Origin of the sequence: Bradyrhizobium sp. CCBAU 11357 (assembly GCF_028128865.1) — a bacterium.
In the GTDB taxonomy this organism is placed as follows: Bacteria; Pseudomonadota; Alphaproteobacteria; order Rhizobiales; family Xanthobacteraceae; genus Bradyrhizobium.
This window is the reverse complement of record NZ_LBJW01000110.1, coordinates 258,280-284,396: the sequence shown is the minus strand read 5'-3', so window position 1 is coordinate 284,396 and position 26,117 is coordinate 258,280. Positions and strand designations below refer to the sequence as shown.

At 65.5% G+C, this 26,117-nt stretch carries 25 protein-coding genes and 1 pseudogene; 12 read left to right on the top strand and 14 right to left on the bottom strand.

Annotation, left to right across the window (positions count from 1 at the left end):
• Positions 1 to 200 precede the first annotated feature (200 nt).
• The gene (locus XI05_RS31565) at positions 201 to 536 is read left to right on the top strand and encodes a GYD domain-containing protein (protein WP_172787163.1); all 336 of its coding nucleotides are present in this window, start codon (positions 201 to 203) and stop codon (positions 534 to 536) included.
• 257 nt (positions 537 to 793) lie between these two features.
• On the opposite strand, the gene XI05_RS31560 is transcribed toward XI05_RS31565, so the two are convergent.
• Together XI05_RS31560 and XI05_RS31555 are read right to left on the bottom strand one after the other, a co-directional pair.
• Positions 794 to 979, bottom strand: a complete 186-nt coding sequence (locus tag XI05_RS31560) for a hypothetical protein (RefSeq protein WP_271509174.1) — start codon at positions 977 to 979, stop codon at positions 794 to 796.
• 590 nt (positions 980 to 1,569) lie between these two features.
• Entirely contained in the window at positions 1,570 to 1,794 is a 225-nt protein-coding gene (locus tag XI05_RS31555) for a DUF2093 domain-containing protein (protein WP_260381011.1), read from the bottom strand.
• A 194-nt stretch (positions 1,795 to 1,988) separates the two neighbouring features.
• Between XI05_RS31555 and XI05_RS31550 the strand changes: the two genes are divergently transcribed.
• The gene (locus XI05_RS31550; protein WP_271509172.1) at positions 1,989 to 2,783 is read left to right on the top strand and encodes a dienelactone hydrolase family protein; all 795 of its coding nucleotides are present in this window, start codon (positions 1,989 to 1,991) and stop codon (positions 2,781 to 2,783) included.
• Positions 2,784 to 2,844: 61 nt separating this feature from the next.
• Positions 2,845 to 2,988 carry a hypothetical protein gene (locus XI05_RS31545; RefSeq protein ID WP_271509170.1) on the top strand — a complete coding sequence of 48 codons (144 nt, stop codon included), beginning with the start codon at positions 2,845 to 2,847 and terminating at the stop codon, positions 2,986 to 2,988.
• A gap of 37 nt (positions 2,989 to 3,025) precedes the next feature.
• On the opposite strand, the gene XI05_RS31540 is transcribed toward XI05_RS31545, so the two are convergent.
• Positions 3,026 to 3,190, bottom strand: coding sequence for a hypothetical protein (locus tag XI05_RS31540; RefSeq protein ID WP_271509167.1), 165 nt, complete (start codon positions 3,188 to 3,190; stop codon positions 3,026 to 3,028).
• A 74-nt stretch (positions 3,191 to 3,264) separates the two neighbouring features.
• Entirely contained in the window at positions 3,265 to 4,884 is a 1,620-nt protein-coding gene (gene xseA, locus XI05_RS31535; RefSeq protein ID WP_271509165.1) for an exodeoxyribonuclease VII large subunit, read from the bottom strand.
• 137 nt (positions 4,885 to 5,021) lie between these two features.
• Here xseA and XI05_RS31530 point away from each other — a divergent pair, with 137 nt between their 5' ends.
• Genes XI05_RS31530 through XI05_RS31520 form a run of 3 tightly spaced genes read left to right on the top strand, consistent with a single transcriptional unit; the run spans position 5,022 to position 6,887 of the window.
• Complete coding sequence (locus XI05_RS31530) at positions 5,022 to 6,032, top strand: alpha/beta hydrolase (protein WP_271509162.1); 1,011 nt, start codon at positions 5,022 to 5,024, stop codon at positions 6,030 to 6,032.
• Positions 6,029 to 6,583 carry a hypothetical protein gene (locus XI05_RS31525; protein WP_271509159.1) on the top strand — a complete coding sequence of 185 codons (555 nt, stop codon included), beginning with the start codon at positions 6,029 to 6,031 and terminating at the stop codon, positions 6,581 to 6,583. Before XI05_RS31530 ends, XI05_RS31525 begins: the two co-directional genes overlap by 4 nt.
• Positions 6,584 to 6,587: 4 nt before the next feature.
• Positions 6,588 to 6,887, top strand: coding sequence for a winged helix-turn-helix domain-containing protein (locus XI05_RS31520; protein WP_271509156.1), 300 nt, complete (start codon positions 6,588 to 6,590; stop codon positions 6,885 to 6,887).
• Between the two features lie 147 nt (positions 6,888 to 7,034).
• Here XI05_RS31520 and XI05_RS31515 read toward each other — a convergent pair.
• Positions 7,035 to 7,898: pseudogene (locus XI05_RS31515) on the bottom strand (RNA-directed DNA polymerase); the annotation flags it as partial.
• A gap of 252 nt (positions 7,899 to 8,150) precedes the next feature.
• Here XI05_RS31515 and purD point away from each other — a divergent pair.
• Together purD and XI05_RS31505 are read left to right on the top strand one after the other, a co-directional pair.
• Complete coding sequence (gene purD, locus XI05_RS31510; RefSeq protein ID WP_271509154.1) at positions 8,151 to 9,434, top strand: phosphoribosylamine--glycine ligase; 1,284 nt, start codon at positions 8,151 to 8,153, stop codon at positions 9,432 to 9,434.
• A 229-nt stretch (positions 9,435 to 9,663) separates the two neighbouring features.
• On the top strand, positions 9,664 to 10,566 hold the full coding sequence (locus tag XI05_RS31505) for an alpha/beta fold hydrolase (RefSeq protein ID WP_271509152.1): 903 nt from the start codon (positions 9,664 to 9,666) through the stop codon (positions 10,564 to 10,566).
• Positions 10,567 to 10,668: 102 nt separating this feature from the next.
• Here the strand turns inward: XI05_RS31505 and XI05_RS31500 are convergent, their stop codons facing one another.
• Positions 10,669 to 11,127: a nucleoside deaminase gene (locus tag XI05_RS31500; RefSeq protein ID WP_271509148.1), complete on the bottom strand. Its 459-nt coding sequence runs from the start codon at positions 11,125 to 11,127 to the stop codon at positions 10,669 to 10,671.
• 117 nt (positions 11,128 to 11,244) lie between these two features.
• Between XI05_RS31500 and XI05_RS31495 the strand changes: the two genes are divergently transcribed.
• Positions 11,245 to 13,254, top strand: a complete 2,010-nt coding sequence (locus XI05_RS31495; RefSeq protein ID WP_271509146.1) for a pseudouridine synthase — start codon at positions 11,245 to 11,247, stop codon at positions 13,252 to 13,254.
• A 1-nt stretch (position 13,255) separates the two neighbouring features.
• Positions 13,256 to 13,810 (top strand): 16S rRNA (guanine(966)-N(2))-methyltransferase RsmD, encoded by a 555-nt coding sequence (rsmD, locus tag XI05_RS31490; RefSeq protein ID WP_271509143.1) that lies wholly within the window; start codon positions 13,256 to 13,258, stop codon positions 13,808 to 13,810.
• Positions 13,811 to 13,916: 106 nt separating this feature from the next.
• Here the strand turns inward: rsmD and mutL are convergent, their stop codons facing one another.
• The gene (gene mutL / locus XI05_RS31485; RefSeq protein ID WP_271509140.1) at positions 13,917 to 15,731 is read right to left on the bottom strand and encodes a DNA mismatch repair endonuclease MutL; all 1,815 of its coding nucleotides are present in this window, start codon (positions 15,729 to 15,731) and stop codon (positions 13,917 to 13,919) included.
• Positions 15,732 to 16,047: 316 nt separating this feature from the next.
• On the opposite strand from mutL, the gene XI05_RS31480 reads away from it, so the two are divergent.
• The gene (locus XI05_RS31480) at positions 16,048 to 16,356 is read left to right on the top strand and encodes a hypothetical protein (RefSeq protein WP_271509138.1); all 309 of its coding nucleotides are present in this window, start codon (positions 16,048 to 16,050) and stop codon (positions 16,354 to 16,356) included.
• A gap of 59 nt (positions 16,357 to 16,415) precedes the next feature.
• Here the strand turns inward: XI05_RS31480 and arfB are convergent, their stop codons facing one another.
• The 7 genes from arfB to XI05_RS31445 form a co-directional block, all read right to left on the bottom strand.
• Positions 16,416 to 16,832 (bottom strand): alternative ribosome rescue aminoacyl-tRNA hydrolase ArfB, encoded by a 417-nt coding sequence (gene arfB, locus XI05_RS31475; protein WP_172788784.1) that lies wholly within the window; start codon positions 16,830 to 16,832, stop codon positions 16,416 to 16,418.
• A 120-nt stretch (positions 16,833 to 16,952) separates the two neighbouring features.
• Positions 16,953 to 18,317 carry a M16 family metallopeptidase gene (locus XI05_RS31470; RefSeq protein WP_271509135.1) on the bottom strand — a complete coding sequence of 455 codons (1,365 nt, stop codon included), beginning with the start codon at positions 18,315 to 18,317 and terminating at the stop codon, positions 16,953 to 16,955.
• A complete protein-coding gene (locus XI05_RS31465) occupies positions 18,314 to 19,708 on the bottom strand; it encodes a M16 family metallopeptidase (protein WP_442869337.1) in 1,395 nt (464 codons plus the stop codon). The genes XI05_RS31470 and XI05_RS31465 overlap by 4 nt, the downstream gene beginning before the upstream one ends.
• Positions 19,709 to 19,896: 188 nt before the next feature.
• Complete coding sequence (locus XI05_RS31460) at positions 19,897 to 20,622, bottom strand: hypothetical protein (RefSeq protein ID WP_271509132.1); 726 nt, start codon at positions 20,620 to 20,622, stop codon at positions 19,897 to 19,899.
• 97 nt (positions 20,623 to 20,719) lie between these two features.
• Positions 20,720 to 21,214, bottom strand: coding sequence for a signal peptidase II (lspA, locus tag XI05_RS31455; RefSeq protein ID WP_260380991.1), 495 nt, complete (start codon positions 21,212 to 21,214; stop codon positions 20,720 to 20,722).
• Between the two features lie 10 nt (positions 21,215 to 21,224).
• Entirely contained in the window at positions 21,225 to 24,233 is a 3,009-nt protein-coding gene (gene ileS / locus XI05_RS31450; protein ID WP_271509130.1) for an isoleucine--tRNA ligase, read from the bottom strand.
• Between the two features lie 202 nt (positions 24,234 to 24,435).
• Positions 24,436 to 25,419 (bottom strand): bifunctional riboflavin kinase/FAD synthetase, encoded by a 984-nt coding sequence (locus XI05_RS31445; protein ID WP_212259355.1) that lies wholly within the window; start codon positions 25,417 to 25,419, stop codon positions 24,436 to 24,438.
• A 230-nt stretch (positions 25,420 to 25,649) separates the two neighbouring features.
• Here XI05_RS31445 and XI05_RS31440 point away from each other — a divergent pair, with 230 nt between their 5' ends.
• Positions 25,650 to 26,045, top strand: a complete 396-nt coding sequence (locus XI05_RS31440) for a response regulator (protein ID WP_008567674.1) — start codon at positions 25,650 to 25,652, stop codon at positions 26,043 to 26,045.
• Positions 26,046 to 26,117 lie beyond the last annotated feature (72 nt).

The window sequence follows — 26,117 nt, the reverse complement described above, 5'->3', positions numbered from 1 at the left end:
AATTTCCTTCCGCGCGTTCGGCAGTTGATGTAGCCTTGCACGAGAGCCGTTACCGGGACGTGCCGAACTCCCGGAAATCATCGACGGCGTTGATGCCCACGGCGGGCAATGAATCTTCATCATGTCAGGTGCAGCGGCCGTAACGACCAGTTCGCAACGGCACGGAGAATTATTGCCAATAGTTCAGAGGAGAGCTTGCCATGCATTTTTGCCTCACCGGACAATACACGCCACGCGCTCTCAATGCCATTTTGGAGAATCCCACGACCAATCGCCAGGAGGCAGCTCGAAAGCTCATCGAAGCGGCCGGCGGAAAATTGGTCTCGATGTACAGCGTCGCGGCCGACGGCCCCGGCGTCCTCGTGATTTTCGATGTGCCTGATCCCAGCGCGGCTCCGGCCATTTCCGGCCTGACCGTGACGGCCGGCACGCTGCAGAACGTGAAGCTGGTTCGGTTGTTCACGCAGGACGAGATTAAGCAGGTCCGCCAGAACGCGGCGAAGCTGCGTCCGTCGTATTCGCCGCCGGGCAGCTGACCTCCGGACCCAGGGCGCAGCCGCCGTTGTCGGACGACGCGGCGGCTGTACTCATGTCAAAGCCGAAGTCATGTTTGCGACGAGCCGAGGGAGCATGCTCACCACGCGCCGGTGGCCATCAATCCGATGATGGTCAGGCACGACATGCAGGCCACGACGACGGTGTAGCATTCGGGTGTATTCATTGCCGTCTCCCAAACTGTTGCCAATTGCTTGGTCACTGCTACGCGGGAGTGATCGCCGGTCTTGGAGCCGCTTCAATTCGGCAGGCCGTGACCGGACTTGCTGTATGCGTCCGTTGTCTCGTCGTCACTCTGAGCCGCAGGATGACAAAGCGCTTCGAGAGCCTCGGATCGTTCGGCTGCGATCAGAAGCTGTTTGCGCATTTCAGCGAGACGGGCGCGGCAATATTCACGGTAGAGCAGTTCGAATATGGCGGGCATGATCCACCCCCACCGCTTGATTTGATCTACAGATATTCCACTGCTGATTTTCGAGGTGATCGTAGCCCGCTAAAATGGCTCTGCGATATGAGCCCGTTCACAGATCTTCCAATTCCAGAGCTCAGTGGCTGATTGGTTGGTCGATTGCCTGTGCGATAAAAACGAACGGGGGCCGGTTACCTGGCGTGCGATATAGCAGCTCTCTGTTTCAGAAAGACTTCGTCAAACAACTTAAAGACGCGGAACTGCAAAAAAAATCCAACCCCAGCGCGAAATGATTTATCTCGGAGTGCAAGGAACATTCAATGCACGCTGGTCGGCACGACTGAGCCATTCACGCCTCATTCATAGCAACCCTCCTACCAGTTTCACACGATCAGGAGCGTTCGATCAGAAGATTGTCGGCGAGGCGCGCAAGAACGCGATCAAGAATTGCGTGGGCGGAGATGCCACGGAGCAGTGAACAAGTGCGATGCCGTAGGGTGGGCAAAGCGAAGCGTGCCCACCAATGTCGCGAAATGCGGATAAAATGGTGGGCACGGCGCAAGCGCGCCTTTGCCCACCCTACGAGAGTCATGAGAGCCGAGGGATCACGGCTGCTTCAGCGCGCCGGGAAAATGCCGCTGCAGCACCGCGGCGGGCGTGGAATAGGCTTCCTGCAGATCCACGCTCCAGTACTTCAGCTCGTCGAGCGGGATTCGGGCGTCGGTGATCGCGCAGCGCACGAACGTCCCCGGCGAGATCACGCGGAAATCGCCGTCGAGATATTGCACCTGCGCTTCGCCATGGCCCGAGGGGCCGAACTTGTTCAGCACGGTCGAAAGTCTCCGCGGAAGGCCTCTCCATGGAAACCCGTGGAAGGCACGATGTGTTGGACGGGATGTAGCATAGATGGGGTGGCTTGTCCGCCCGTTAAACCCACCGGTTCGTGATGATTTGCCGCCGTTTTCGCATGATAGGGCTTCGGTCGAAGGGACGCTGGTTCCGGCAGCTCCTGCGGCAGAGTCCGATGCGCCTTCGCCTGACCGCTGTGTTCCTGACGCTGCTGATGTCGGCTGCGCACGCCGCCCCGGCGCCGCAGCCGGTCGAGATTCCGCTCGCCTCCGGAGTGCTCCATGCGCAGCTCTACAAGCCCGAGGGCGCGGGGCCGTTTCCGGCCGTGATCGCGCTGCACGGCTGCGGCGGGCTCAGTGGCCATGCCGATCCCGTGCTGCCGCGCTATCGCGATTGGGCCGAGCGCCTGCTCAAGGCTGGTCATGCCGTGCTGCTGCCCGACAGCTACGGCTCGCGCGAGCTCGGCCCGCAATGCCGGGTCAAGGAGATGCACGTCAAGGCGCGGCGCGAACGCGTCGCCGATATCGCGGCCTCACGCGCCTGGCTGATGCAGCAGCCTTTCGTGGCGCAGGATCGTGTCAGCCTGATCGGCTGGGCCAATGGAGCGAGCGCGCTGCTCTGGGCGGTGCGTCCGCAAAGCGCGGGGCGCGATCCCGGCCCGGACTTCCGCGCCGCGATCGCGTTCTATCCGGATTGCCGGATCTCGGCGGGCCTCGGCTGGAGCACGCGGGTGCCGACGCTGGTCTTGATCGGCGCCGATGACGAGGTGTCGTCGCCGCCGGCCTGCCGCCAGATGGTGGACGGCGCGCGCGGCCGCAGCGCGCTGGCGCGCATCGTGGTCTATCCCGGCGCCGATCACGATTTCGACCGCGCCACCCCACCGCTGCACGCCGCCGCAGCGCCCGATTCCACCGATGCCGAGGCCCGCGCCGCCTCGCAGAAGGACGTGGCGCAATGGCTGGCGCGGTGAGGTGGTGCCACCGCGTGGCCGTGCCATCATTCGACCACGATGTCGATTCAACGCATCTCACATGCGCAGCCGCATCACGCTCTTCGCCTCCGCCCTGATCGTCTTCACCGTCGCGATCCTGTTGTTCGAAGCCCACGCCGGCGCCCCGCAGCCGGAACATTGCGGCTTCTGGACCACGATCGAGGCGGGATTGTCCTGCCGCTGAAGTAGATTTGAATGGGCGACGCGCTGCCGCCACGTCGTCATTGCGAGCGCAGCGAAGCAATCCAGAATCCCGCCGCGGAAAGACTCTGGATTGCTTCGCTGCGCTCGCAATGACGAGTTTGTGGCAAGGCGCGTTCCACACACTCGGTGTCATCGCCCGGCTTGACCGGGCGATCCAGTACGCCGGGGCGGCTGTGGGTCATCGAGAAGCCGCGGCGTACTGGATTCCCCGCCTGCGCGGGGAATGACAATGAGGGCGGCGCACTGCCCTCGCTCTTCAGAACAAGCTGCCCTGATCCACCGGCTTGGCCAGGCGCTTCGGCGCTGGCTTGGTCTCCGCCGCCGGCTTCGGCTGCGCCGCTGCGGGCTTGGCCGCGGGCGCCACACGATCCGCATCCGCCGTCGCGCCGACACGGCCGTCCGCGAACTCGATCTCGAGCCGCGCGCCGGGGCCGATCGCATCCGCCGCATGCAGGGGATGGCCGGCCTCGTCGCGCACCAGGGCAAAGCCGCGCGCGAGCACGCTGCGGTAGGACAGCGCGGAGAGCAGCTTGCCGCTGTTCTCGACCCGCGCCTCCAGCCGGTGCAGCAGCGTCGCCAGCGCGCGTTGCGCCCGCTCAGTCAGACGATGCGTGCGCTCGCGCTGGCGGAGAATCGCGTTGCGCTGCGCCTGCGCATTCGCAAGCTTCGAGGCGCGCAGGCGAATCTCGAGCCCGGCAAAGAGGTCGCGCCGCCGACGCAGCAGCGAACGCGCGGACAGGCCCAGCCGCTCGCCGCAAACCGTGAGGCGATGATCGGCCTGCGATATCTGGCCGTGCAGCACGCGCAGCGTCAGCTTTGAACTTGCGGCGGTGAACCTGCGGAAGTGCGCATGCGTGTTGGCCTTGAGGCAGCGCGGCAGGGAGCTACCTGCCGAATCCAGCCGCTGCCGCGGGATCGCGAGCAGATCGCCGGCCGCCGGCAGCGCGCGCGCGGCGGCGCGCAGCTCGCTGCGGCGGCTCTCCTGGGCGCGTTGCCAATAGGCGCGGGTGCGGCGGGCGAGATCGCCCACCTCGACGAACAAGTCGCTGCGCACGGGCACGGCCATCTCGGCCGCCGCCGTCGGCGTCGGCGCGCGCTTGTCGGCGACGAAATCGATCAGCGTGATGTCGGTCTCGTGCCCCACCGCCGAGATCAGCGGGATCATGCTCTCAGCTGCTGCGCGCACCACGATCTCCTCGTTGAAGGACCAGAGGTCCTCCAGCGAGCCGCCGCCGCGCGCGACGATCAGCACATCGGGCCGCGGAATCCTGCCGCCTTCCGGCAGCGCGTTGAAGCCGCGGATCGCGGCCGCGACCTGCTCGGCCGAGCCGTCGCCCTGCACCTTGACCGGCCACACCAGCACGCGGCGGGGGAAGCGGTCCTCCAGCCGATGCAGGATGTCGCGGATGACGGCGCCGGTCGGCGAGGTGACGACGCCGATCACCTCCGGCAGCCAGGGCAGGAGCTGCTTGCGCGCCTCGTCGAACAGCCCTTCCGCGGCGAGCTTCTTCTTGCGCTCCTCCATCAGCGCCATCAGTGCGCCGATGCCGGCCGGCTCCAGCGCCTCGATCACGATCTGGTACTTCGAGGAGCCCGGATAGGTCGTCAGCTTGCCGGTGGCGATGACCTCGAGCCCCTCCTGGGGCTTGAAGCGCATCCGGCTATGCACGCCCTTCCAGATCACCGCCTCGATCTTGGCGCTCTCGTCCTTCAGCGCGAAATAGCAATGGCCGGAGGAATGGGCCCCGCGAAAACCGGAGATCTCGCCGCGGACGCGGACATGGCCAAACGCGTCCTCGACCGTCCGCTTCAGGGACAGGGACAGTTCGGAGACGGTGAATTCAGGCGCGTTGAGCAGTTGTTCCGCAGGCGGCATCTCAAAAACGATTCGGCATTTTGGGGTCAGGCCCGACGTTAAGGATTTTCGCCGGCCGGCGCCAATCCCTGGGTTGATCGGAAGAGTACTCTGTATTATAGAGTACTCTATTGATTGATGAGTTTGAGGAGTGATCCATGACGATCCGGTTGCTGCGCGGCGTCTTGAACGGCCTGAAATGGGGTCTGTGCGCGGTCGGCGCCGTGGCGCTGATCCTGGCTGCGATGATCGCAACGCCACTGCAGCGGCCGCCTGAGATGCGGTCGGTCTCCGACTCCACCAAGGGCATCGACTGGTCCACGCTGCCCCCGCTCGAGCGCTTTCAGGCCCGTGACGGGACCTGGATCGGCTATCGCCACTATTCGCCGAGCGGCTCCGCGACCGGCGGCGGGGCGGTCTTCATCCACGGCTCCTCCGGGTCCAGCGGTGCTGTCAACCACGCTCTGACGCATGCGATCGCCGCGCGCGGCGTCGAGACCTGGGCGCTCGACATCCGCGGCCATGGCGGCTCCGGCACGCGCGGCGACATCGGCTATGTCGGTCAGCTCGAGGACGATCTCGTCGATTTCGTCGCGCATGTCCGAAAAAGTGCCCCGGACCTGCCGCTCACCCTGATAGGCCATTCCGCCGGCGCCGGTTTCTCGCTGCGCGTCGCCGCGACACCGATCATGCAGGACATGTTCGTGCGCACCGTGCTGCTCGCGCCCTATCTCGGCTATGACGCGCCAACCAACCGGCCGAGCAACGGTGGTTGGGTCAGTGCCGACATTCCACGTTTCCTGGGCCTTGCGGCGCTGCGCAAGCTTGGGATCGACTGCTGCTCGCAGCTTCCGGTGCTCGCATTCGCGGTGCCGGTGAGCTCGGCGAAGTATCTCACCTCCACCTATTCCGATCGCCTGATGCGCAACTTTGCCACGCACGGCTATCGCATCGATCTTCCGGCGACGACGCGTCCGCTCACGATCATCAGTGGCGCCGAGGACGAGATGATGATCTCGGACAAGTATGCGGAAGCCGTGCAGGCGATCAAGCCGACGATCGACGTCAAGATCATCGCCGGCATCAACCACATGGGCATCGTCACCCAGGCGAAGGCGATCTCGGTCATCGCCGAGGACGTCGCAACGCGCGGAGGTGGGCAATCATGATCGACAGCAAGGAGGCATCCGCCGCGCTGGCCGACATCGACGACATCGTCCAGCGCGTGAAGCAATCGCAGCTCTATGAGCTCGCGAGCCTCGCCGCGATATGGTGGGGCGTGCTGGTGTTCGCGGCCAATCTCGTGACCTGGCTCTGGCCGGTCTACGCGGTCTATGCCTGGGTTGCCGTGGACGTCCTCGGCGTCGGCGGGCTGGTCTTGCTCCGCTTGCTGAATCCGCCGCAACACACCAACAGCACCGCGGCCAGCATCAGGATGCTCCTAGTGCTCGTGCTGTTCTTCGCCTTCGGTTATCTCTGCACCGATGTGATCGGCCATTTCGGCCCGCGCCAGCTGGGGACGTTCTGGCCGCTCTATTTCATGCTGTTCTATACGCTGGCGGGCCTCTGGTTCGGCTCCGCCTTCGTGGCGATCGGCCTCGGCATTGCCGCGCTGACGTTGATCGGCTTCTTCTATATCGGCGAAGCCTTCCCGCTCTGGATGGCCTTCGTGAACGGCGGCGGCCTGATCCTCGGCGGCCTCTGGATGCGGCGGATCTAGCGGGATGGCCGAGCTCGACGACATCATCCACCAGCCGCTGCGGCTGAAGATCATGGCCGCGCTGAACGCGCTCCCGATCACCACCGGCCTCGAATTCGCCCGCCTGAAGAAGCTCACCGGCGCCACCGACGGCAATCTCGGTGCCCATATCGAGACCCTGGCCAGGGCCGGCTACGTGTCGGTGGAGAAGGCGTTCGTGGGCAAGAAGCCGCAGACCACCGTCACCGCCACCGCCGCCGGCCGCGGCGCGTTTGCGCGGCATGTGGCGACGTTGCAGGAGATCATTGCGGGGAGGCAGGTTTAGCCTCCGCCGCCGTCACGACGCGGACGTATCCGTCCTCCGTCATTCCGGGGCGTCGCGAAGCGACGAACCCGGAATCCATTCATCCACCGACGCTGTGGCCCGATGGATTCCGGGCTCGCGCTACGCGCGCCCCGGAATGACGGAGGATTACGGTCCAGTGCACCAAACGGAGTCAACTGATGCGTTGGCTTTGGAATCTTGTGCACCGTCACTATCGTTGCCGAGACGGCCGTGATAGCCCAGCATCGACTTGATCAGTTCGGACCACCGCTCATGGTCTAGATCGTCCTTGGTCAGTTTGCGCCACACCAAAACGCGAATGACATAGTCCAGTGTGTGCCCAAAGTGAATTGCTGAGCGCATTAAGAAGGGTTGGAGCGTCTCCCACTCGTCCCATTGGTGGTCAGACCTATCGAGCTGCCGAATGGCGTACTTCAATATGCCGTCATCGCTCTCAGCGAGGGACAATTCGAATGCATATTCAAGCGCGGCCCTTAAGCGTTCCTCTCGGCGGTGATCGGGAGCCACTAAGGCAACTTCTAAGCGATTTGCAACGTCTGACGGCCATGCATCTGTAAAACGAAAGTTCGCACCATAAATGCGAGTCTTGCTCTCATTGATGTCGAGCTCAAACTCTCGCAGGCAGTTTCGATATAACCATAACGCTCGCTCGACTTCCGAATGCGATTGTGCACCGATCCAAACATCGTCAACGTGCCGAATAAATCCAATCTCAGTGCTTCCAAACCGGGAGTGAAAGTCCGTATCGATACTCGTGCAGATCAGCTCTGCGACATATCGAGAAGCGTCCGGCCCGACTGGAATTCCAATAGTCTGGCCATCCTGCCCTTGTCGCAAAGTGAAATCGAGTCGATTGAAATACACGTCCTTAGCATCGAATTTTCTTGTCTTCTTGGCGACATCCTTACCATGAAAGGCCCATGAAACCGAATGCGTATAAATCGAGTGATAGAACCGAGAAATGTCGGTTTTTGCTATGAACCGATATCCTGCAAGCCTGCTTAGGGGCGAACCGGCTGCTCACTGCTCAGCCTTGTCCATCCAATTGGGACACTACAGAGAAATGGGTTTTATATACTATTGAAATCGTTGCTATTTCGTGCTCACCCTTCACCCGGAAAGTGGAGAAGGGAAGAAGGTTTCGCGTCCCCCGGATGACGGGGGTTCGAGTCTAGCGCCTTGAGCCCCACCCCGATTCGTGCGACCTCCCCGCCCAGCAAAACCCCTCATCCTGAGCCTTCGATGCACATTCTCCTGCTCGGTTCCGGCGGCCGCGAACATGCCCTGGCGTGGAAGATCGCGGCCTCTCCCCTGGTGACCAAATTCTGGTGCGCGCCCGGCAATGCCGGCATCGCCAAGGAGGCGGAGTGCGTGGCGCTCGATGTCGCCGACCATGCCGCCGTGATCGACTTCTGCAAAAAGAACGCGGTCGCGCTCGTGGTGGTCGGGCCGGAGACGCCGCTCGCCGCCGGCATCGTCGATGATCTCACCAAAGCCGGCATCAAGGCGTTCGGCCCGAGCAAGGTGGCGGCCCAGCTCGAAAGCTCCAAGGGCTTTACCAAGGCGCTGTGCACCGAGTTCGGCATTCCGACCGGCGCCTATGAGCGATTCACCAATGCCGATGACGCGCGCGCCTATGTGCAGAGCCAGGGCGCGCCGATCGTGGTCAAGGCCGACGGCCTTGCCGCCGGCAAGGGCGTCGTCGTCGCCAAGACCGTGCGCGAGGCCGAGGATGCCATCGCCATGATGTTCGAGGGCGCCTTCGGCGAGGCCGGCGCCGAGGTCGTGATCGAGGAGTTTCTGCCCGGCCGCGAGATCAGCTTCTTTGCGCTGTGCGACGGCGAGACGGCGATCCCGCTGGCCTCCGCCCAGGACCACAAGCGCGTGTTCGACCACGACGTCGGCCCGAACACCGGCGGCATGGGCGCCTATTCGCCGACGCCGCTGGTCACGCCCGCCATCCACGACGCGATCATGGCGAAGATCATCCTGCCGACGGTATCAGGCATGAAGCAGCGCGGCACGCCGTTCCGCGGCGTGCTCTATGCCGGGATCATGCTGACGACGCAGGGGCCAAAGCTGTTCGAGTTCAACGTGCGCTTCGGCGATCCCGAGTGCCAGGTGCTGATGCTGCGCATGATGAGCGACATCGTGCCGGCGCTGCTCGCCGCCTGCGACGGGCAGCTCAAGAACTTCGATCTGCGCTGGTATCCGGAATCCGCCATCACCGTGGTCATGGCCGCGAAGGGCTATCCCGGCGACTACCAGAAGGGCACGCGCATCGGCGGGTTAGAGGAGGCCGCCAAGGTCGACACCGTCGAGATCTTCCACGCCGGCACGGTTGAGAAGGACGGGGCGATCCTCGCCAATGGCGGCCGCGTGCTCAATGTCTGCGCGCTCGGGGCGACCGTGACCGAGGCGCAGCGCCGCGCCTATCAGGCCGTCGATCGCATCGACTGGCCGGACGGCTTCTGCCGCCGCGACATCGGCTGGCAGGCGGTGGAGGCGGAAAAGGCCAAAAATTAGCGCCTTGACGGCGCGCAAACGCGCCGACGCGTCGATCCGGAATCTCGACGTTCGCGTCACCGCGCCGCCACATCTACAATCCAGAATGTGCAATCAGCAGTTGGGGTTAGTTGCCCCGACCATAATACCGGTACTGTGCATGGGGTTGTTTTCGACGTTTTGTTGAGGCCGGCCCCAAGACTGACCAATAAGACTGACCAATAAGACTGACCCATAAGGATGCAACAAGATGTCCGATCTCGCCGACCTCTATCCGGGCTTCGCCGCCGAATGGATCGATACCTCGTTCGGCCGCATCTTCGCCCGCGTCGGCGGCAAGGGCCCGCCGCTGCTGCTCCTGCACGGCTTCTCCGAGACCCACGTGATGTGGCACCAGGTGGCGCCTGAGCTCGCCGAGCACTTCACGCTGATCATCGCCGACCTGCCGGGCTACGGCTGGTCCGACATGCCCGCGAGCGATGCGCTGCACATCCCCTACAGCAAGCGCGCCATGGCCAAGGCCATGGTCGAGGTCATGGAGCGCCTCGGCCATGTGCATTTCGCGCTCGCCGGCCACGACCGCGGCGGCCGCGTCTCTTATCGCCTCGCGCTCGACCATCCCGGCCGGCTGTCGAAGCTCGCCGTGCTCGATATCCTGCCGACCTATGATTACTGGGAGCGGATGAACCGCGCCTATGGCTTGAAGATCTATCACTGGACCTTCCTGGCGCAGCCCTATCCGCTGCCGGAGACGCTGATCTCCGGCAATGGCGAGTTCTTCCTGCGCTTCAAGATGGCGAGCCAGACCAAGTCGAAGACGCTGGACGCGATCGACGAGCGCGCGCTCGAGCACTACCTCGCCCCGTTCCGCGATCCCGCCCGCATTCACGCGATGTGCGAGGATTACCGCGCCGGCGCCTATTTCGACTACGACCTCGACAAGGCCGATTTCGAAGCCGGCAAGAAGATCACCGTGCCGATGCTCATCCTGTGGGGCAACGCCGGCATCGCCCAGGCCGCCGCGACGCCGCTCGACACGTGGAAGCAATGGGCCACCAACGTCGACGGCATGCCGGTGGATTCGGGACACTTCCTGACGGAGGAGAATCCGGATGTGACCGCGAAGGCGCTGCTGGACTTCTTCTCGGCTTGATCCACCGCGTCATTGCGAGCGCAGCGAAGCAATCCAGACTGTCTCCGCGGCAAGACTCTGGATTGCTTCGTCGCTTCGCTCCTCGCAATGACGGGGAGGCACCTACCGCCGCTCCCGAAAGAACGCCTTGAGCAGCCGCGCCGCCTCGCTTTCGCCGACGCCGGAATAGACGTCCGGCGCGTGGTGACAGGTCGGCGAGGCAAAGAACCGCACGCCCGAGTCCACCGCGCCGCCTTTGGGATCGGCCGCGCCGTAATAGAGCCGCCTCACCCTTGCAAACGAGATCGCGCCCGCACACATGGTGCAGGGCTCCAGCGTCACGTAGAGGTCGCAGTCGACCAGCCGCTCGCTGCCGATCTTCGCGGCGGCCGCGCGCAGCGCGACGATCTCGGCGTGGGCGGTCGGATCACGGTCGGTCAGCGTCCGGTTGGCGCCGGTGGCGATCACCTCGTGATCGCGGACCACGACGCAGCCGATCGGAACTTCGCCCGATTTTCCGGCATTTTCGGCCGCCAGAAGCGCCAAATCCATGAAAGAAGGGGCTTTCATGCCTCGTATCATCGCCAGAAACCTGCTACTAGCTCCGCCTTCAGCAAGAGTGGATACCGATTTTGCCTGAGCATGCGGCTCGGAACGAGCGCGCACACTGCTCGCGCCACCCCTTAAGTGAGATTAGTCATGCCTCGCGACAGCGACAAAGACAACGATTCCCGCGGCCGGCGAGGCCCGGCCAAAGGCGGCCGCAGCGGCAAGCCGCGCGGCCCCGAGAAGAAATTCGCCAAGCGTGGCTTCGAGGGCAAGGGCGACCGCGACAGCCGCCCGCCCCGTGGCGATCGTGACAGCCGTCCATTCCGCCGCCGCGAGGAGGGCGACGCACCGCGCCGCGATTTCAGCGACCGTCCCCGCTTCAAGCGCGACGACCGCGGCAGCGAGGGGCGCGGCGAGCGCAGCTTCAAGCCGCGCGGCGATCGTCCGTTCTCTGATCGCTCTTCGCGTGACGGCGAGAAGCGGCCCTTCAAGCCGCGCGGTGATCGCCCGTCCTATGGCCGTGACGACCGTCCGCCGCGCCGTGATCGCGACGAGTCCCGTCCCGCCGGCCGGTTCGGCGACAAGAAGTTCGGCGACAAGCGGCCCTATGCGCCACGTGGCGAACGTCCGGAGCGCAAGTTCGAGGGCGAGCGGAAGTTTTCGCGCGATGGCGACCGTGGTGACCGTCCGCGCGATCGTGGCGAGCGCGGCGATTCAAAGCCGTGGCAGAAGCGCGACGACCGTCCGCGTGGCGATCGGCCGCCGCGCAAGGATTTTGGCAAAGGCCCGCGCAAGGATTTCGGCGGCCGCGATCGCGGCGAGGACAAGCCGTGGCAAAAGCGCGATGACCGCCGCGACGGCGGCCATGGTGGCGATGACCGTCCGCGCTTCTCACGGCGCCGCGACGAGGGCGATGATCGCCCGCGTTTCTCACGCCCGCGCGAGGAGCGTTCCGGTGACGATCGTCCGCGCTTCAACCGCTCGCGCGAGGGGCGGCCGGAAGGTCGCAGGGACTGGCAGGAGCATCCGCGCAGCGAGGGCCGTTTCGGCGATCGTCCGCGCCGCGACAACGAGGACGACGGCAGGATTTTCGAGAAGCGCCCGGCCTTCGGCGGCCGCGGCGCCTATCGCGAGCGCGATCGTGATTTCGAGGGACGGCCGCGCCGCGACGACGCGCCGAAGCCGAAGAAGGCCGGCGAGCGCATCGCCAAAGTGCTGGCCCGCGCCGGGCTTGCCTCGCGCCGCGACGCCGAGGAGATGGTCACGCAGGGCCGCGTCGCCGTGAATGGCCGGGTCATCAACTCGCCCGCGCTCGACATCACCAAGAACGACGTCGTCATGGTCGACGGCAAGCCGTTGCCGGAGCGCGAGCGCACGCGGCTGTTCCTCTATCACAAGCCGCGTGGGCTGATGACGACGCATGACGACCCCGAGGGCCGTCCGACCGTGTTCGACAATCTGCCCGAAGGCCTGCCGCGCCTGATTAGCGTCGGCCGGCTCGACTTCAACACCGAGGGCCTCTTGCTGCTCACCAATGACGGTGGCCTCGCGCGCACGCTCGAGCTGCCGGACACCGGCTGGTTGCGCCGCTACCGCGTCCGCGCCCATGGCGACGTCACTCAGGCGCAGCTGGATGAGCTCAAGAGCGGCATCGAGATCGAGGGCGTCAAATACGGTCCGATCGAGGCGACGCTGGAACGCGACCAGGGCGCCAATGTCTGGCTGGTGTTCGCGATCCGCGAGGGCAAGAACCGCGAGGTGCGCAATGTCTGTGCTCATCTCGGCCTCGAGGTGAACCGGCTGATCCGCGTCTCCTACGGCCCGTTCCAGCTCGGCGAGATCCCCGAAGGCCAGGTCGAGGAGATCCGCGCGCGCGTGCTGCGCGAGCAGCTCGGCGACAAGGTGATCGAGAAGTCGGGCGCGCAGTTCGACGCGCCCTCGAAATCATCTTCGCGCGACGACGAGGCACCGAGCGAGAAAAAGCCCGCCAGCAAGCGCGCCGTCATCAACGACCGCAAGGGCCGCCGCGTGCTGGTGCAGCGCACCGGCAGCGAGGAAGCGCGCGAGCGCAACGAGATGGAGGCGAACGGCTACGGCCCGCCCCGCCGTCCCAAGCGCGGCTACCACGGCAAGCGCGATTTGACGCCGCGGGAGGACTGACTTGCGCGTCGTCGGCGGTCGTTTGAAGGGGCGAAGTCTCGCCTCACCGTCCTCGCGCGACATCCGCCCGACGGCGGACCGCCTGCGCGAGTCCGTGTTCAACATCCTCGTGCACGCCTATGACGATCCGATCCAGGACGCGCGCGTGCTCGATCTGTTCGCCGGCACCGGCGCGCTCGGCATCGAAGCCGCCTCGCGCGGGGCGAAGTTCACGCTGTTCGTCGACAACGGCGCGGAGGCGCGCGCGCTGTTGCGCAACAACGTCGAGGCACTCGGCCTCGGCGGCATCACCAAGGTGTACCGCCGCGATGCGACCGATCTCGGGCCAGCGCATCCCGTCGAGCCGTTCTCGCTGGTGTTCCTCGATCCGCCCTATGGCAAGGGACTTGCCGAGAAAGCGCTCGCGAGCCTTCGCGACGGCGGCTGGCTGACGCCGGGCGCGCTGCTGGTGGTGGAGGAGGCCAAGGCCGCGCAATTCACGACGCCGGAAGGTTTTGAGGAGCTGGAGCGGCGGGCTTATGACGACACGGAGTTCGTGTTCTTGAGAAGGCCGTAGCCTCGGTGCCGTAGGGTGGGCAAAGGCGCAACGCGCCGTGCCCACGAACTTTCCATGATTGCGATAGGTGGTGGGCACGCTTCGCTTTGCCCACCCTACGGCACCGTCATCGCCGTCCGAACAGCTTCTCCACGTCGCTCAGCTTCAGCTCGACATAGGTCGGCCGGCCGTGATTGCATTGGCCGGAGTTCGGCGTCGCCTCCATCTCGCGGAGCAGGGCGTTCATCTCCTCCGGCCTAAGCCTGCGGCCGGCGCGCACCGAGCCGTGGCAGGCCATGGTGGCGGCGACGTGCATCAGGCGGCGTTCGAGCGGCAGCGCCTCGTCCCACTCGGCCATGTGCTCGGAAAGATCGCGCAAGAGGCCGCCCGCATTGGTCTTGCCGAGCAGCGACGGCGTCTCGCGCACCGCCACCGCGCCGGGGCCGAAGGATTCGATGGCGAGGCCGAAGGACGCGAGCTCCTCGCTGCGCTCCAAGAGGCGCTCCACCGTCGCCTCGTCCATCTCCACGATCTCAGGGATCAGCAGGATCTGCCGCTGCACGCCGTTCGCGGCGAGCGAGGCCTTCAGCCGCTCGTAGACGATGCGCTCATGCGCGGCGTGCTGATCGACGATGATCAGGCCGTCGCGCGTCTGCGAGACGATATAGGTCTCATGGATCTGGGTGCGTGCCGCGCCGAGTGGGCGATCGACGAGGTCGGCGACCGGCTGGCTCTCGATCCGCACGTCGGCACTGGGCGCGCCGACGTCGAACAAGGCCTGTGCGCGCTCGGCAAAGGCGGGCGCGGCAGCGCCTTCGAACGACGGCATCGGCCCGACCGGAGCAGATGGCGAGGCGCGCCAGTCCCAGCTGGCCGGACGCTGTGGCGTGAACGCGGGCCGGAACGAGGACAGCGCGCTCTCGCCGCTGTTGGCGGCGGTGCGGCGCCCCTCGCGCGCCAGCGCCTCCTTCAAACCATGCACGATCAGCGCGCGGACGAGGCCGGCATTGCGGAAGCGCACCTCGGTCTTGGCCGGATGCACGTTGGCATCGACCTCGCGCGGATCGAGCGCGACGAACAGCGCCAGCACCGGATGGCGGTCGCGCGGCAGATAGTCGGAATAGGCCGCGCGCACGGCGCCGAGAATGAGCTTGTCGCGCACCGGCCGGCCATTGACGAAGAGATATTGGCCGAGCGCATTGGCCTTGGTCAGCGCGGGCGCTGCGGCATAGCCGGCGACGACAACGCCCTCGCGCTCGGCATGGACCTCGATGGCGTGGCTGCGGAACTCGGCGCCGAGGATGTCGCCGAGCCGCGTCAGGCGACCGGCGGCACCGGGCAGGGCGGCAGCCCAGGTCACCGGCGCACGCTCCTCGCCGGCGAGCGTGAAGGCGATGTCGGGCCGTGCCATCGCGAGACGCCGCACCACTTCGCGGATCGCTTCCGCCTCGGTGCGGTCGGTCTTCAGAAACTTGAGCCGCGCCGGCGTCGCGTAGAAGAGATCGCCAACCTCGACGCGCGTGCCATGCGCCAGCGCCGCCGGCATAATCTCGGACTTTTCGCCGCCCTCGACCGACAGCGCCCAGGCGTGCGGCTCGCTGGCGTGCCGCGTTGTGATGGAGAGCCGCGCCACCGAGCCGATCGAGGGCAGGGCCTCGCCGCGAAACCCGAGGGTGCGGATCTGCAGCAGGTCCTCGTCGTCGAGCTTGGAGGTGGCATGGCGCTCGACGGCGAGCGCCAGATCTTTCGCGGTCATGCCGCTGCCGTCGTCGGTGATGCCGATCCGCCGCCGCCCGCCGCCGTCGGTGAAGACGTCGATCCGGCTCGCGCCGGCATCGATGGCGTTCTCGACCAGCTCCTTGACCACGCTCGCCGGACGTTCCACCACCTCGCCGGCGGCGATGCGGTTGACGACCTGTTCTGGCAGCTGGCGGACGGGCATGAGGCTCACTCGGCGAATATTCTCAAGTCTAATGCCGCGCAGCGACAAATGCATGGGGGAGGTCGAGCTTCCCACACCCGAAATGGGGACATTTTCGGCGCGCATCGCCGTCGGGAATGTGTGGCATGTTCCGCGCCGCCGCATATGAGGAGCACAATTCCGCGAAAGCGCCGCGAAAACCCTAAACGATCACCACACGACGCAGCTTGCATCACCCCGCGCCGTTCGAACTCTCTTTCGCGATGAACCGGTCCGGTGCAGGCGAACGGTGCAGAACGCAGCCGAACGGTTCATCGCGACATTCCAGGAGACATGGATGAAGTTGGTGAAGACCTCTGCGATCGCTTGCGCTCTCGCGGCCCTCGTTGCAACGCCCGTTCTCGCCCAAGGCACCTCGTCTGGGGCGAGGCCCGGCGGCACCGTACAAAGCAAGCCCATGCAAGGCGGCGCGTCAGGCAGCGAGGACGAGGATCTCGGTGCCCAGCAGGGCGCTGCCGGCGAGAAGGTCGGCATGAAGTCGAGCAACGGCACGAAGGGGTCCGTCGGAACCACCGGCAGCGCGACGCGCAAGGGCACGGCCGACGATTCGGCAACGGGTGGTGCTGCCACCGGCAAGCGCTACTGACGCCAGCGTGCGAATCGGCAAACCTCCGGTCGCTCGCGCGATCGGAGGTTTTTCATTGCCTAGTCGTCGAAACCGCGCCCGCGCTTCGCCTTGATATCGCTGCGGCGTTTCTTGCCCTCGAGCCGGCGCTGCTTGGAGGCGAAGGTCGGCCGCGTCGCGCGGCGAGGCGTCGGTCGCACCATGGCCTCCTTGAGGATCTCGACGAGACGGTCGATGGCATCCTGACGGTTGCGCTCCTGGGTGCGGAAGCGCTGGGCGTGGATCACGATCACGCCGTCCTTGGTCATGCGCTGGCCGGCAATGCGGGCGAGGCGCAGCGCCGCGTCCTCGGGCAAGGTCAGCTTGCGGGTGTCGAAGCGCAGCTGCGCGGAGGTCGCGACCTTGTTGACGTTCTGCCCGCCCGGGCCGGAGGCGCGGACAAAGCCGATCTCGATGTCGTCCTCGTCGATGACGAGATCGCGGGATATCCGCAGCATGCTGGCACCATTCGTGATGTCAGGACATACCGCGGACATTTGCCTTCAGCAATGGCGCTGCCGCGACACGCAAATGGCCGGGAGTGAGCCCGGCCATTCTGGAAACGTCCAGAAAAGAGATCAGTTCGACTTCGGTGTCGCAGCCGCCGGTTGCGCGGCGGCCTGGGGGGCCCGGCCGACGACGACGGTCAGCAGGCCCTGGCCCCAGAGCCGCTTGGCGGCCGCCTTGGCATCGTCCAGCGTCACGGCGTCGACGATGGCGTTGCGCTTCTCGATATAGTCGATCGGCAGCTTGTCCTGCTGATATTGCAGCAGGGCCTGCGCCAGCTTGGACGAGGTGTCGAGCGCCAGCATCTGCGAACCCTTGAGGTAGGACTTGGCCTCATCGAGCTCCTTCTGCGTCGGACCCTCCTGGGCGATGCGGCGCACCTCCTGTTCGATGGCCTCGATGGTGTCGCCGGCACGATCGGCGCGGGTGCCGGTATTGCCGATGAAAACCGCGGAGTGCTGCATCCAGAGCAGCGACTCGTACACCGAATAGGCCAGCCCACGCTTCTCGCGCACCTCGCGATAGAGCCGGGAGGACAGTCCGCCGCCGCCGAGGATGTGGTTGACGACATAGGCCGCCATGAAGCTGGGGTCACTGCGCTTCACGCCCGGGCCGCCGAAGGTGATCACGGTCTGCGGCACGTCGAGCGTCACGAAGGCGCGTTGCGGCGGCTTCGCGGCCTCGACGTCGGGGACCGGCGTCAGATTGGCCTTGGCCGGCAGGCTGCCGAAGGTGTGGTCGAGCAGCTTTCCGAGCGTGGCCGGATCGACGTCGCCGACGACCGCTACTTTGAGTCCATCCTTGGCGAGGACACGGCCGACATAATCCCTCATGTCCGCAACCGTGATGGTCGGCACGCTGTCGAGGTTGCCGTTGCTCTGCCGGCTGTAGGGGTGATCGCCGAACGCGACCTCCAGGAACTTGCGGCTGGCCAGCGAGGTCGGATTGGTGGTCTCGCGGCGCAGGCCCGAGATGACCTGCGAGCGGATGCGTTCGACGTCGGCCGTGTCGAAATGCGGCGAGGTCAGCGCCATCCTGAGCAGGTCGAAGGCCTCGTCCTTGTTGTCGCGCAGCATGCGCAGGCTGCCGCGGAAGGTGTCGCGGGAGGCGCTGAAGGAGAGCTCGATGGCGCGGCGGTCGAGCCGTTCATGGAACGTCTTGGAATCGAGATCGCCGGAGCCTTCGTCGAGGAGATCGCCGACCAGGTTGGCGACACCGGGCTTGTCCTTGGGATCCTGCGCCGAGCCGCCGGCGAAGGAATATTCCATCGCGATCAGCGGCACGGTTGCGTCCTGCACGAACCAGGCTTCGATGCCGCCCGGCGAGATCAGGTGCTGGATCTTCGCGGCGGCCTGCGACGGCGAGGCCGCAGAGAATGCGAGGACCGCGCCGGCAGTAACGGAGAATGCAACGCGTCGAAGGAAGGAATAGGTCACGAGCGCTTCTCCTCGCGCTTGGCGGTTGCAGTGTCCTTGATCAGGTAGCCCGTCACCGAGCGCTTCTTCTCGAGCCATTTCTGCGCAACGGCGCGGACCTGCTCGGCGGTGACGGCGCGGATGCGATCGGGCCAGCTCCGGATGTCCTCGATCGACAGGCCCGTGGTCAGCGCGCCGCCGTACCAGCGCGCCAGCACAGCCTGGTTGTCCTGTGCGTAGATCGCTTCGGCGATGAGTTGGGTCTTGACGCGCTCCAGATCCTCCGCACGGATCGGGTTCTGCGCCACGTTGGCAATGACGCCGTCGACCGCCTGTTCAACTTCGGCGAAGCTGACGCCGGGTTTCGGCGCAGCCGAGATCGCGAATTGGGTCGGGTCGAGCGAGATGCTCGAATAGCTGGCGTTGGCGGAGACCGCGAGCGGCTTGTCGACCACGAGGGCGCGGTAGAGATAGGAATTGCTGCCGCTGCCCATCAGCTGCGCCAGCACGTCGAGGGCGGCGCTCTCGCCGGCCGCGGCCGTGGTCGCCGAGGGCACCAGATAATAGCGCCGCATGTTCGGCTGCTCGACGCGCGGGTCGGCCAGCGTGACGGTGCGCGGGGCGGCGGGCTCCGGCTCCTGCGGCCGGACGCGCCGCGCCGGGATCGCGGGCTGGGCGGGAATCGAGCCGAAATTGCGCTCGACCAGCGGTCGGATTTCGGCGGCATCGACGTCGCCGGCGATCACCAGGATCGCGTTGTTCGGCGCATAAAAACGACGATAGAAGGCGAGCGCATCCTCGCGATCGAGCTTCTCGATCTCCTGATGCCAGCCGATCACCGGCCGCCCGTAGGGATGGTTGAGATAGAGCGCGGCCATGATCTGCTCGTTCAAGCGCGCATCCGGATTGTTGGCGACGCGCATATTGTACTCTTCGAGCACGACGTCGCGCTCGGGCAACACGTTCTCGTCCTTGAGGATGAGGCCCGTCATGCGGTCGGCCTCGAACTCCATCATGGTCGGCAGCTGCTCTTTCGGCACGCGCTGATAGTAGTTGGTGTAGTCGACCGAGGTCGAAGCGTTCTCGTTGCCGCCGACGCGAAGCACGGTCTGGGAGAATTCGCCGGCCGGATGCTTCGAGGTGCCCTTGAACATCAGGTGCTCGAGGAAGTGTGCGAGGCCGGACTTGCCGGGCGTCTCGTCGGCCGAGCCGACCTTGTACCAGATCATCTCGGTGACGACGGGGGTGCGGTGATCCGGGATCACCACGACCTGCATGCCGTTGGTAAGCGTGAAGCTGGCGGGTGGAGCCGATGTCACCGTGGTCTGGGCAAGGGCGGCGCCGGCCGAGAGGACACTTGTCGAAAGCAGCGCGGCAAGGAGGCAGGCAGCCGATCGGTATGAGGACATCATGATCCCTGGTTGAGGTGCCGAGCCCGGATCTCCGGCTCGGAAGGCACGGCATGCTACACCGTGCCGGCTGAGGCTTCGGGTCACGAAGCAGAGAACGCTATCAACTCGGGAGCAGCCAGCAGCTGACGTTGCGTGCAGTGCCGCCAGCAGCTGCGCGGCTGCCCAAATGTCAGGGCGGGGCAGGAGCGTTATCGCTCCTTCTCCTTGCCGGATAGGACGTCGAAATAGGTTCGCTTCGAATCATCCGGGCCGGAGCCGTAGGCGTAGTTCGGCGACGGCGTCTGATATCCGGGCGGCGGCTCCACCAGCGATTGGCGTGGCGGCTCCGACGTAAACTGCTTCGACTCGGGCGCGTTCCCTTTGAACAGTTTAAACAGCCCGCCGGTATATCCGAGTTCGGCTGGGCTCATCGTCGGATTGGCGATGTTGGCGCCTGGCTGGACCGGATCATTACCGGTCTTTTCGGCGGCGGCCGTCTTGTGGGCGTTCATCTCGGCGGGCGACAGCGGCTGAGCATTTTTCCAGTACTCCGTTGCCTTGTTGCCGGACTTCTTCCGCTCGGCGACAGCTTCCTTGCGGCGCTTCTCGTCGGGGTCCTTCGGCCAGTTTGGCGCAGCCTTGGCCTCGGCTGCGGCGGGCGGCGGCAGGTCGAGCTTGGGCGGCACGACCAGCGGCGAACGTTCGCGGTATTCGATGCCGGGTTTCCCCATGCTCTTGGCGCCAAGACCGGACATCAGGCCGTCGATGAGCTTCTCTTCGAAGGTCATGTCGTCGTCGTCATCGTCAGCAGCACGGGCGGCGCCGGTCGACATGATGAGGCCGATGCCGAGCGCGACGGCGGACAATTTCAGTGCCCGCCAGACCCCCGATTGGGGGTCTCGAACCATCGAACCACTGGTCTTCGAGCTGCGCATGACCGTACCTGTTTCAAATTGTAGCAGATTGCCGCTCGCACGCGGCTCAAACCCTTGCAAAAGCAGGGTTCCACCTGCCGGTCCGTATCGGCCGGGATCAGGGCGCTTTTGCGGCGGGTACCCCCAGGAAGGAATCATACAATAGCGCCGCCACCCCAGCAACGATGGCCACGTCCGCGAGGTTAAACACATACCAATTATAGGTATTTCCGGCGATCTCGATGTGGAACAGGGCGAAATCCACCACCGCGCCATAGGCCAGGCGGTCGATGCCATTGCCGATGGCGCCGCCGATGATCAGGCCGAGCGCGACGGTCGCGAGCACGGTGTGCGAGCGCGCCATCCAGATCGCCAGCGCAACCACGGCGATGGCCTTGACCGCCATCAGCGCGAGCTGCGCGGCCTGGCTGTCGTTCTGGAGCCAGCCGAAGCTGATGCCGATATTCCAGGCCAGCACCAGGTCGAAGAACGGCGTCACCCGCACAGCGCCGCGACGGGCGAGGTCGAACACGTTTAGGAGCCAGAGCTTCGAGGCCTGGTCGGCCACGAGCGTGACCATGGCCGCGAGGATGCCGGCGCGGAGCGGGGTCATGGCCGGCCGGTCAGACCGCCACCCCCAACGCCTTCCATTCGCGCAGCGCCTTGGCGTCGCGCGGGGTGACGTCGGGATATTCGGCGTCTTCGCCGACCATCGGCGAGATCTTCCAGGAGCGGGCGCATTTGGTGCCGACCGCCTTCTCCACCACGACCGCGACGCCGGGCACGGCATCGAGGCGGAATGCCGAGGCGGGCGCCTCGCCCTCCCGCACCTCGTAGTTCGAGGTGATGCAGACTTCAGCCAGATCGATGTCGAACAAGGTCGCCAGCATGCCGCGATCGGCGACATAGATCACCGGCGATGCCTCCAGCGACGAGCCGATGTTCTTGGCGGCGCGTTCCAGCTCGAGCGCGCCGGTGACGACGCGGCGGACGTTGCGGATCGCCTCCCACTTCGCGGCGAGCTTGTCGTCGCGCAAGGCTTCGAGATCGGCGGGGAACAGCGTCAGGTGCACGGACGGTTCGGCGTCGGGCCGGTACATGCGCCAGGCCTCCTCGGCAGTGAAGCTGAGGATCGGCGCCAGCCATTTCAGGATCGAGGCGCATAACAGGTCGATCGTCGTCAGCGCCGCCTTGCGCGTCAGCGACGAGGGCGGATCGCAATAGAGCGTATCCTTGCGGATGTCGAAATAGAATGCGGAGAGCTCGCTGTTCAGGAAGGCGGACAGGATCGCGACCACGGTCTTGTAGTCGAACTCCCGATAGGCCTTGCCGATCGCAGCGGCGCGCACCGCGAGCTCGTGCAGCATCAAGCGCTCGAGCTCCGGCATCTCGGCGGGCGCGACGGCGTCGGCCGGCTTGTAATGATGCAGCGTGCCGAGCATCCAGCGCACGGTGTTGCGCAGCTTGCGGTAGGTCTCGACGGTGTTCTTGAGGATCTCGGGGCCGATGCGCTGGTCGTCGGTGTAGTCGCAGGACGCGACCCAGAGCCTCAGGATGTCGGCGCCGGATTCCTTGATGACGGCCTGCGGCTCGATGGTGTTGCCGAGCGACTTCGACATCTTGCGGCCGTCCTCGGCCTGGGTGAAGCCGTGGGTCAGCACGATGTCGTAAGGCGCGCGGCCGCGCGTGCCGCAGCTTTCCAATAGCGAGGAATGGAACCAGCCGCGATGCTGGTCCGAGCCTTCCAGATACATCACCGTGTCGGCGCCGCCGTCGACCTTGCGCTTGATGCCGGCGAGCCCGGGAAACTGCACGGGATCTTCGAGCACGAAAGCGTGGGTCGAGCCGGAATCGAACCAGACGTCGAGAATGTCGTCGACCTTCTGCCAGTCCTGGTTCGCGCGGGGCCCGAGGAAGCGCTCGCGCGCACCCGTCGCGTACCAGGCGTCGGCGCCTTCCTTCTCGAAGGCTTCGCCAATGCGCGCATTGACGGCCTCGTCCTGGAGGATCTCGGCGGAGCCGTCACCCTTCTCGCGCACGAACACGGCGATCGGCACGCCCCAGGCGCGCTGGCGCGAGATCACCCAGTCCGGGCGCGCCTCGATCATGCCGTTGATGCGGTTCTCGCCCGACGGCGGCACCCATTGCGTCACCGAGATCGCATGCAGCGCGCGGGCGCGCAGCGTGTCGCCGCTCTTGGCCTTGCCGCCCTGCGCAATGTCCTTATCCATCGCGATGAACCATTGCGGTGTGTTGCGGAAGATCACCGGCTTCTTGGAGCGCCAGGAGTGCGGATATTGATGCTTGAGCCGACCGCGCGCGAGCAGCATGCCTCTGTCGACGAGCGCCTTGATCACGGCCTCGTTGGCATCGCCCTTCTCGCCCTTGTCGGTGATGACGCGCTTGCCGGCAAAGCCCGGCGCATGATCGGTGTAGGCGCCGTTCTCGTCGACGGTATAGGGGATCGCGGTGTTGATGCCGCGCGCATCGAGATCGCGCGCCTGCGCCATCCAGGCATCGAAGTCCTCGCGGCCGTGGCCGGGCGCGGTGTGCACGAAGCCGGTGCCGGTGTCGTCGGTGACATGGTCGCCGGGCAGCAGCGGCACGACGAAGTCGTAGCCACCGCCAACGCCCCTCAGCGGATGGGCACACTCGATCGCGTCCATGGTGTCGCCGGGGACGTCGCGGACCTTCTCGTAAGCCGTCACGCGCGCCTGCTTGAAGACGTCTTCCGCGAGCGCATCGGCGAGGATCAGGAGGTCGCCGGTCTTGGCCCAATTGTCGGCGGGGGCGTCCGTCACCTTGTAGAGGCCATAGGCGATCTTCGGCGAGAACGAGATGGCGCGGTTGCCGGGCAGCGTCCAGGGCGTCGTGGTCCAGATCACGACGCTTGCGGAGGCGAGCGCACCGTGCGCGGGCGAGGTCACCGGGAATTTCACCCACACCGTATCGGAGGTGTGGTCCTCGTACTCCACCTCGGCTTCGGCCAGCGCGGTCTTCTCGACCACGCTCCACATCACCGGCTTGGAGCCGCGATAGAGCGTGCCGTTGGCGGCGAACTTCATCAGCTCGCGCGCGATCTGGGCTTCGGCCGGATAGCTCATGGTGGCGTAGGGATGGTCCCAATCGCCGATCACGCCGAGGCGCTTGAACTCCTCGCGCTGCACGCCGAGCCAGTGCGTCGCATAGGTGCGGCACTCCCGGCGGAAATCGATCATCGCGGCGGAGTCGCGGAAGTCGGGCTTCTGCTTGCCCTTCTTGCGATAATGCTCCTCCTCGACCTTCCACTCGATCGGCAGGCCGTGGCAGTCCCAGCCCGGCACGTAGTTGGAATCGAAGCCGAGCATCTGCTGGCTCTTGGTGACGAGATCCTTCAGGATCTTGTTCAGCGCCGTGCCGATATGGATGTTGCCGTTGGCGTAGGGCGGGCCGTCGTGCAGCACGAACTTGGCGCGGCCCTTCCCATTCTGGCGCAGCTTCTCGTAGAGGCCGATCTCGTACCAGCGCTTGAGGATCTCCGGCTCGCGCTGCGGCAGGCCGGCGCGCATCGGGAATTCGGTCTGCGGCAGGAACAGGGTCTTCGAATAGTCTTTGGCTTCAGACTTTTGGGACTTTTGCGGCTTTTCGGACATGAGGCTGACTGGCTCGGAAGGGCGCGGGAACGGATGGCGATGCGGAATCGCGGGTGAAACGACGAAATCCCGGTCTTGCGCCGAGCCTTCAGGCTCAGGCGGAAGCCGGGCCGCTAATCCCTATGATGCGCCGCGCAAACATGGGCTCTCCATAGCAGGGGGGCGGAGGAAGCGCAAAGGGCCGGCGAGGCCGGGTTTCGGCTCAATCGATCGCGCCCAGCCGCGGAAACGCGTCCGGCGCGGCGGCGAGCATGGCGCGGGCGCGGGCGGAATCGTCGTCCATCTGCCGGATCAGGGCCTCTAGATCATCGAATTTCAGCTCCTCGCGGATGAAGCCGATGAAGGCGCAGTCGAGCGCCTGTCCGTAGAGGTCGCCCTTGAAGTCGAACAGGAAGATTTCGAGGAGCGGGGCGCCATTGTCGAAGGTCGGACGGCGGCCGAAGCTGGCCACCCCGTCCAGACGCTCCTGATCCTTTCCCTGGCCGCGGCCGACCCGCACGGCGTAAATGCCATGCTTGAGGCCGCAATTGGCGTCCAAGCGGATGTTGGCGGTGGGATAGCCGAGATCGCGGCCGCGCTTTTCACCGTGGATCACCTCGCCGGTGATGAACCAGGGCGCGCCCAGCATGGTCGTGGCCTCGTCGAGTTGGCCCTCGGCAAGGGCGATCCGGATCGCGCTGGAGGAGACCGGCCGTTCGTCGATATCGACATGCGCCTGCACGTCGACCTCGATGCCGAGCCGGGGCGCCTCGTTGACGAGAAGGCTGGGCGAGCCGACCCGACCCTTGCCGAAATGGAAGTCGTAGCCGACGGCAATGCCGCTGACCCCGAGACGCCCGATCAGGTCATGGTGAATGAAATCTTGCGCGCTGGTTCCGGCACGGGCCTTGTCGAAGGTCATGACCACGGCGCCGGCAAGCCCGGTGCCGGCCAGAAGCCGCAGCTTGGCCCGCTCGTCCGTTAGGCGGAATTGCGGGGTGTTGGGACTGAAAAACCGCCGCGGATGCGGCTCGAAGGTCAATGCCAGCGCAGGGCGGCCATGCGCCCTGCCCATCTCCAGGGCAGCCGCGATGACGGCGCGATGGCCGAGGTGAACGCCGTCGAAATTGCCCATGGCGACCACGGCGCCCCTTGGAATGGCGGAATCCGGCGTTGTATCGCGGATGACGGTAAAAGGCGGAGCCATCAGGGGAATTCTCGAACCGGGCAGGACCGGCGCGGACCGTGGCGCGACCGGCCCTGCGAAGTCAAGCGGCGGGGCGGGCAGACATTGAACACGATTTCAGTCCTTCGGAGCTGCCCGCAGTTAACGCGCTGTTTAAGGCCTTGGTGCTAGTGCTTGAGGCGTGGAACTGCCGGGCGCCGGCCTGGCAGGTCCGATCGTAATATTCCTTGGTTTGCGTTGGGGGAGTCGAGATGGCGGTTGATTTGTCGATGCCGGTTCTGGTGGTGGATGACTACAGCACCATGATCCGTATCATCCGGAATCTGCTGAAGCAGCTTGGCTTTGAGAACATCGATGATGCCAGCGACGGTTCGGCAGCGCTGAACAAGATGCGCGGCAAGAAGTACGGGCTCGTGATCTCCGACTGGAACATGGAGCCGATGACGGGCTACGACCTCTTGCGCGAAGTCCGCGCGGATCCGAACCTCGCCACCACGCCCTTCATCATGATCACCGCGGAATCGAAGACCGAGAACGTGATCGCGGCCAAGAAGGCCGGCGTGAACAATTACATCGTCAAGCCGTTCAACGCGGCGACGCTGAAGACCAAGATCGAGGCGGTCTTCCCGGACATGGCGAGCGCGTAAGCGCGATCGTGTCCCGGACAAGGCGCGGCACGTTAGTGACGCGACGCTGAGCCGGGACCCCGTCTATCCCAC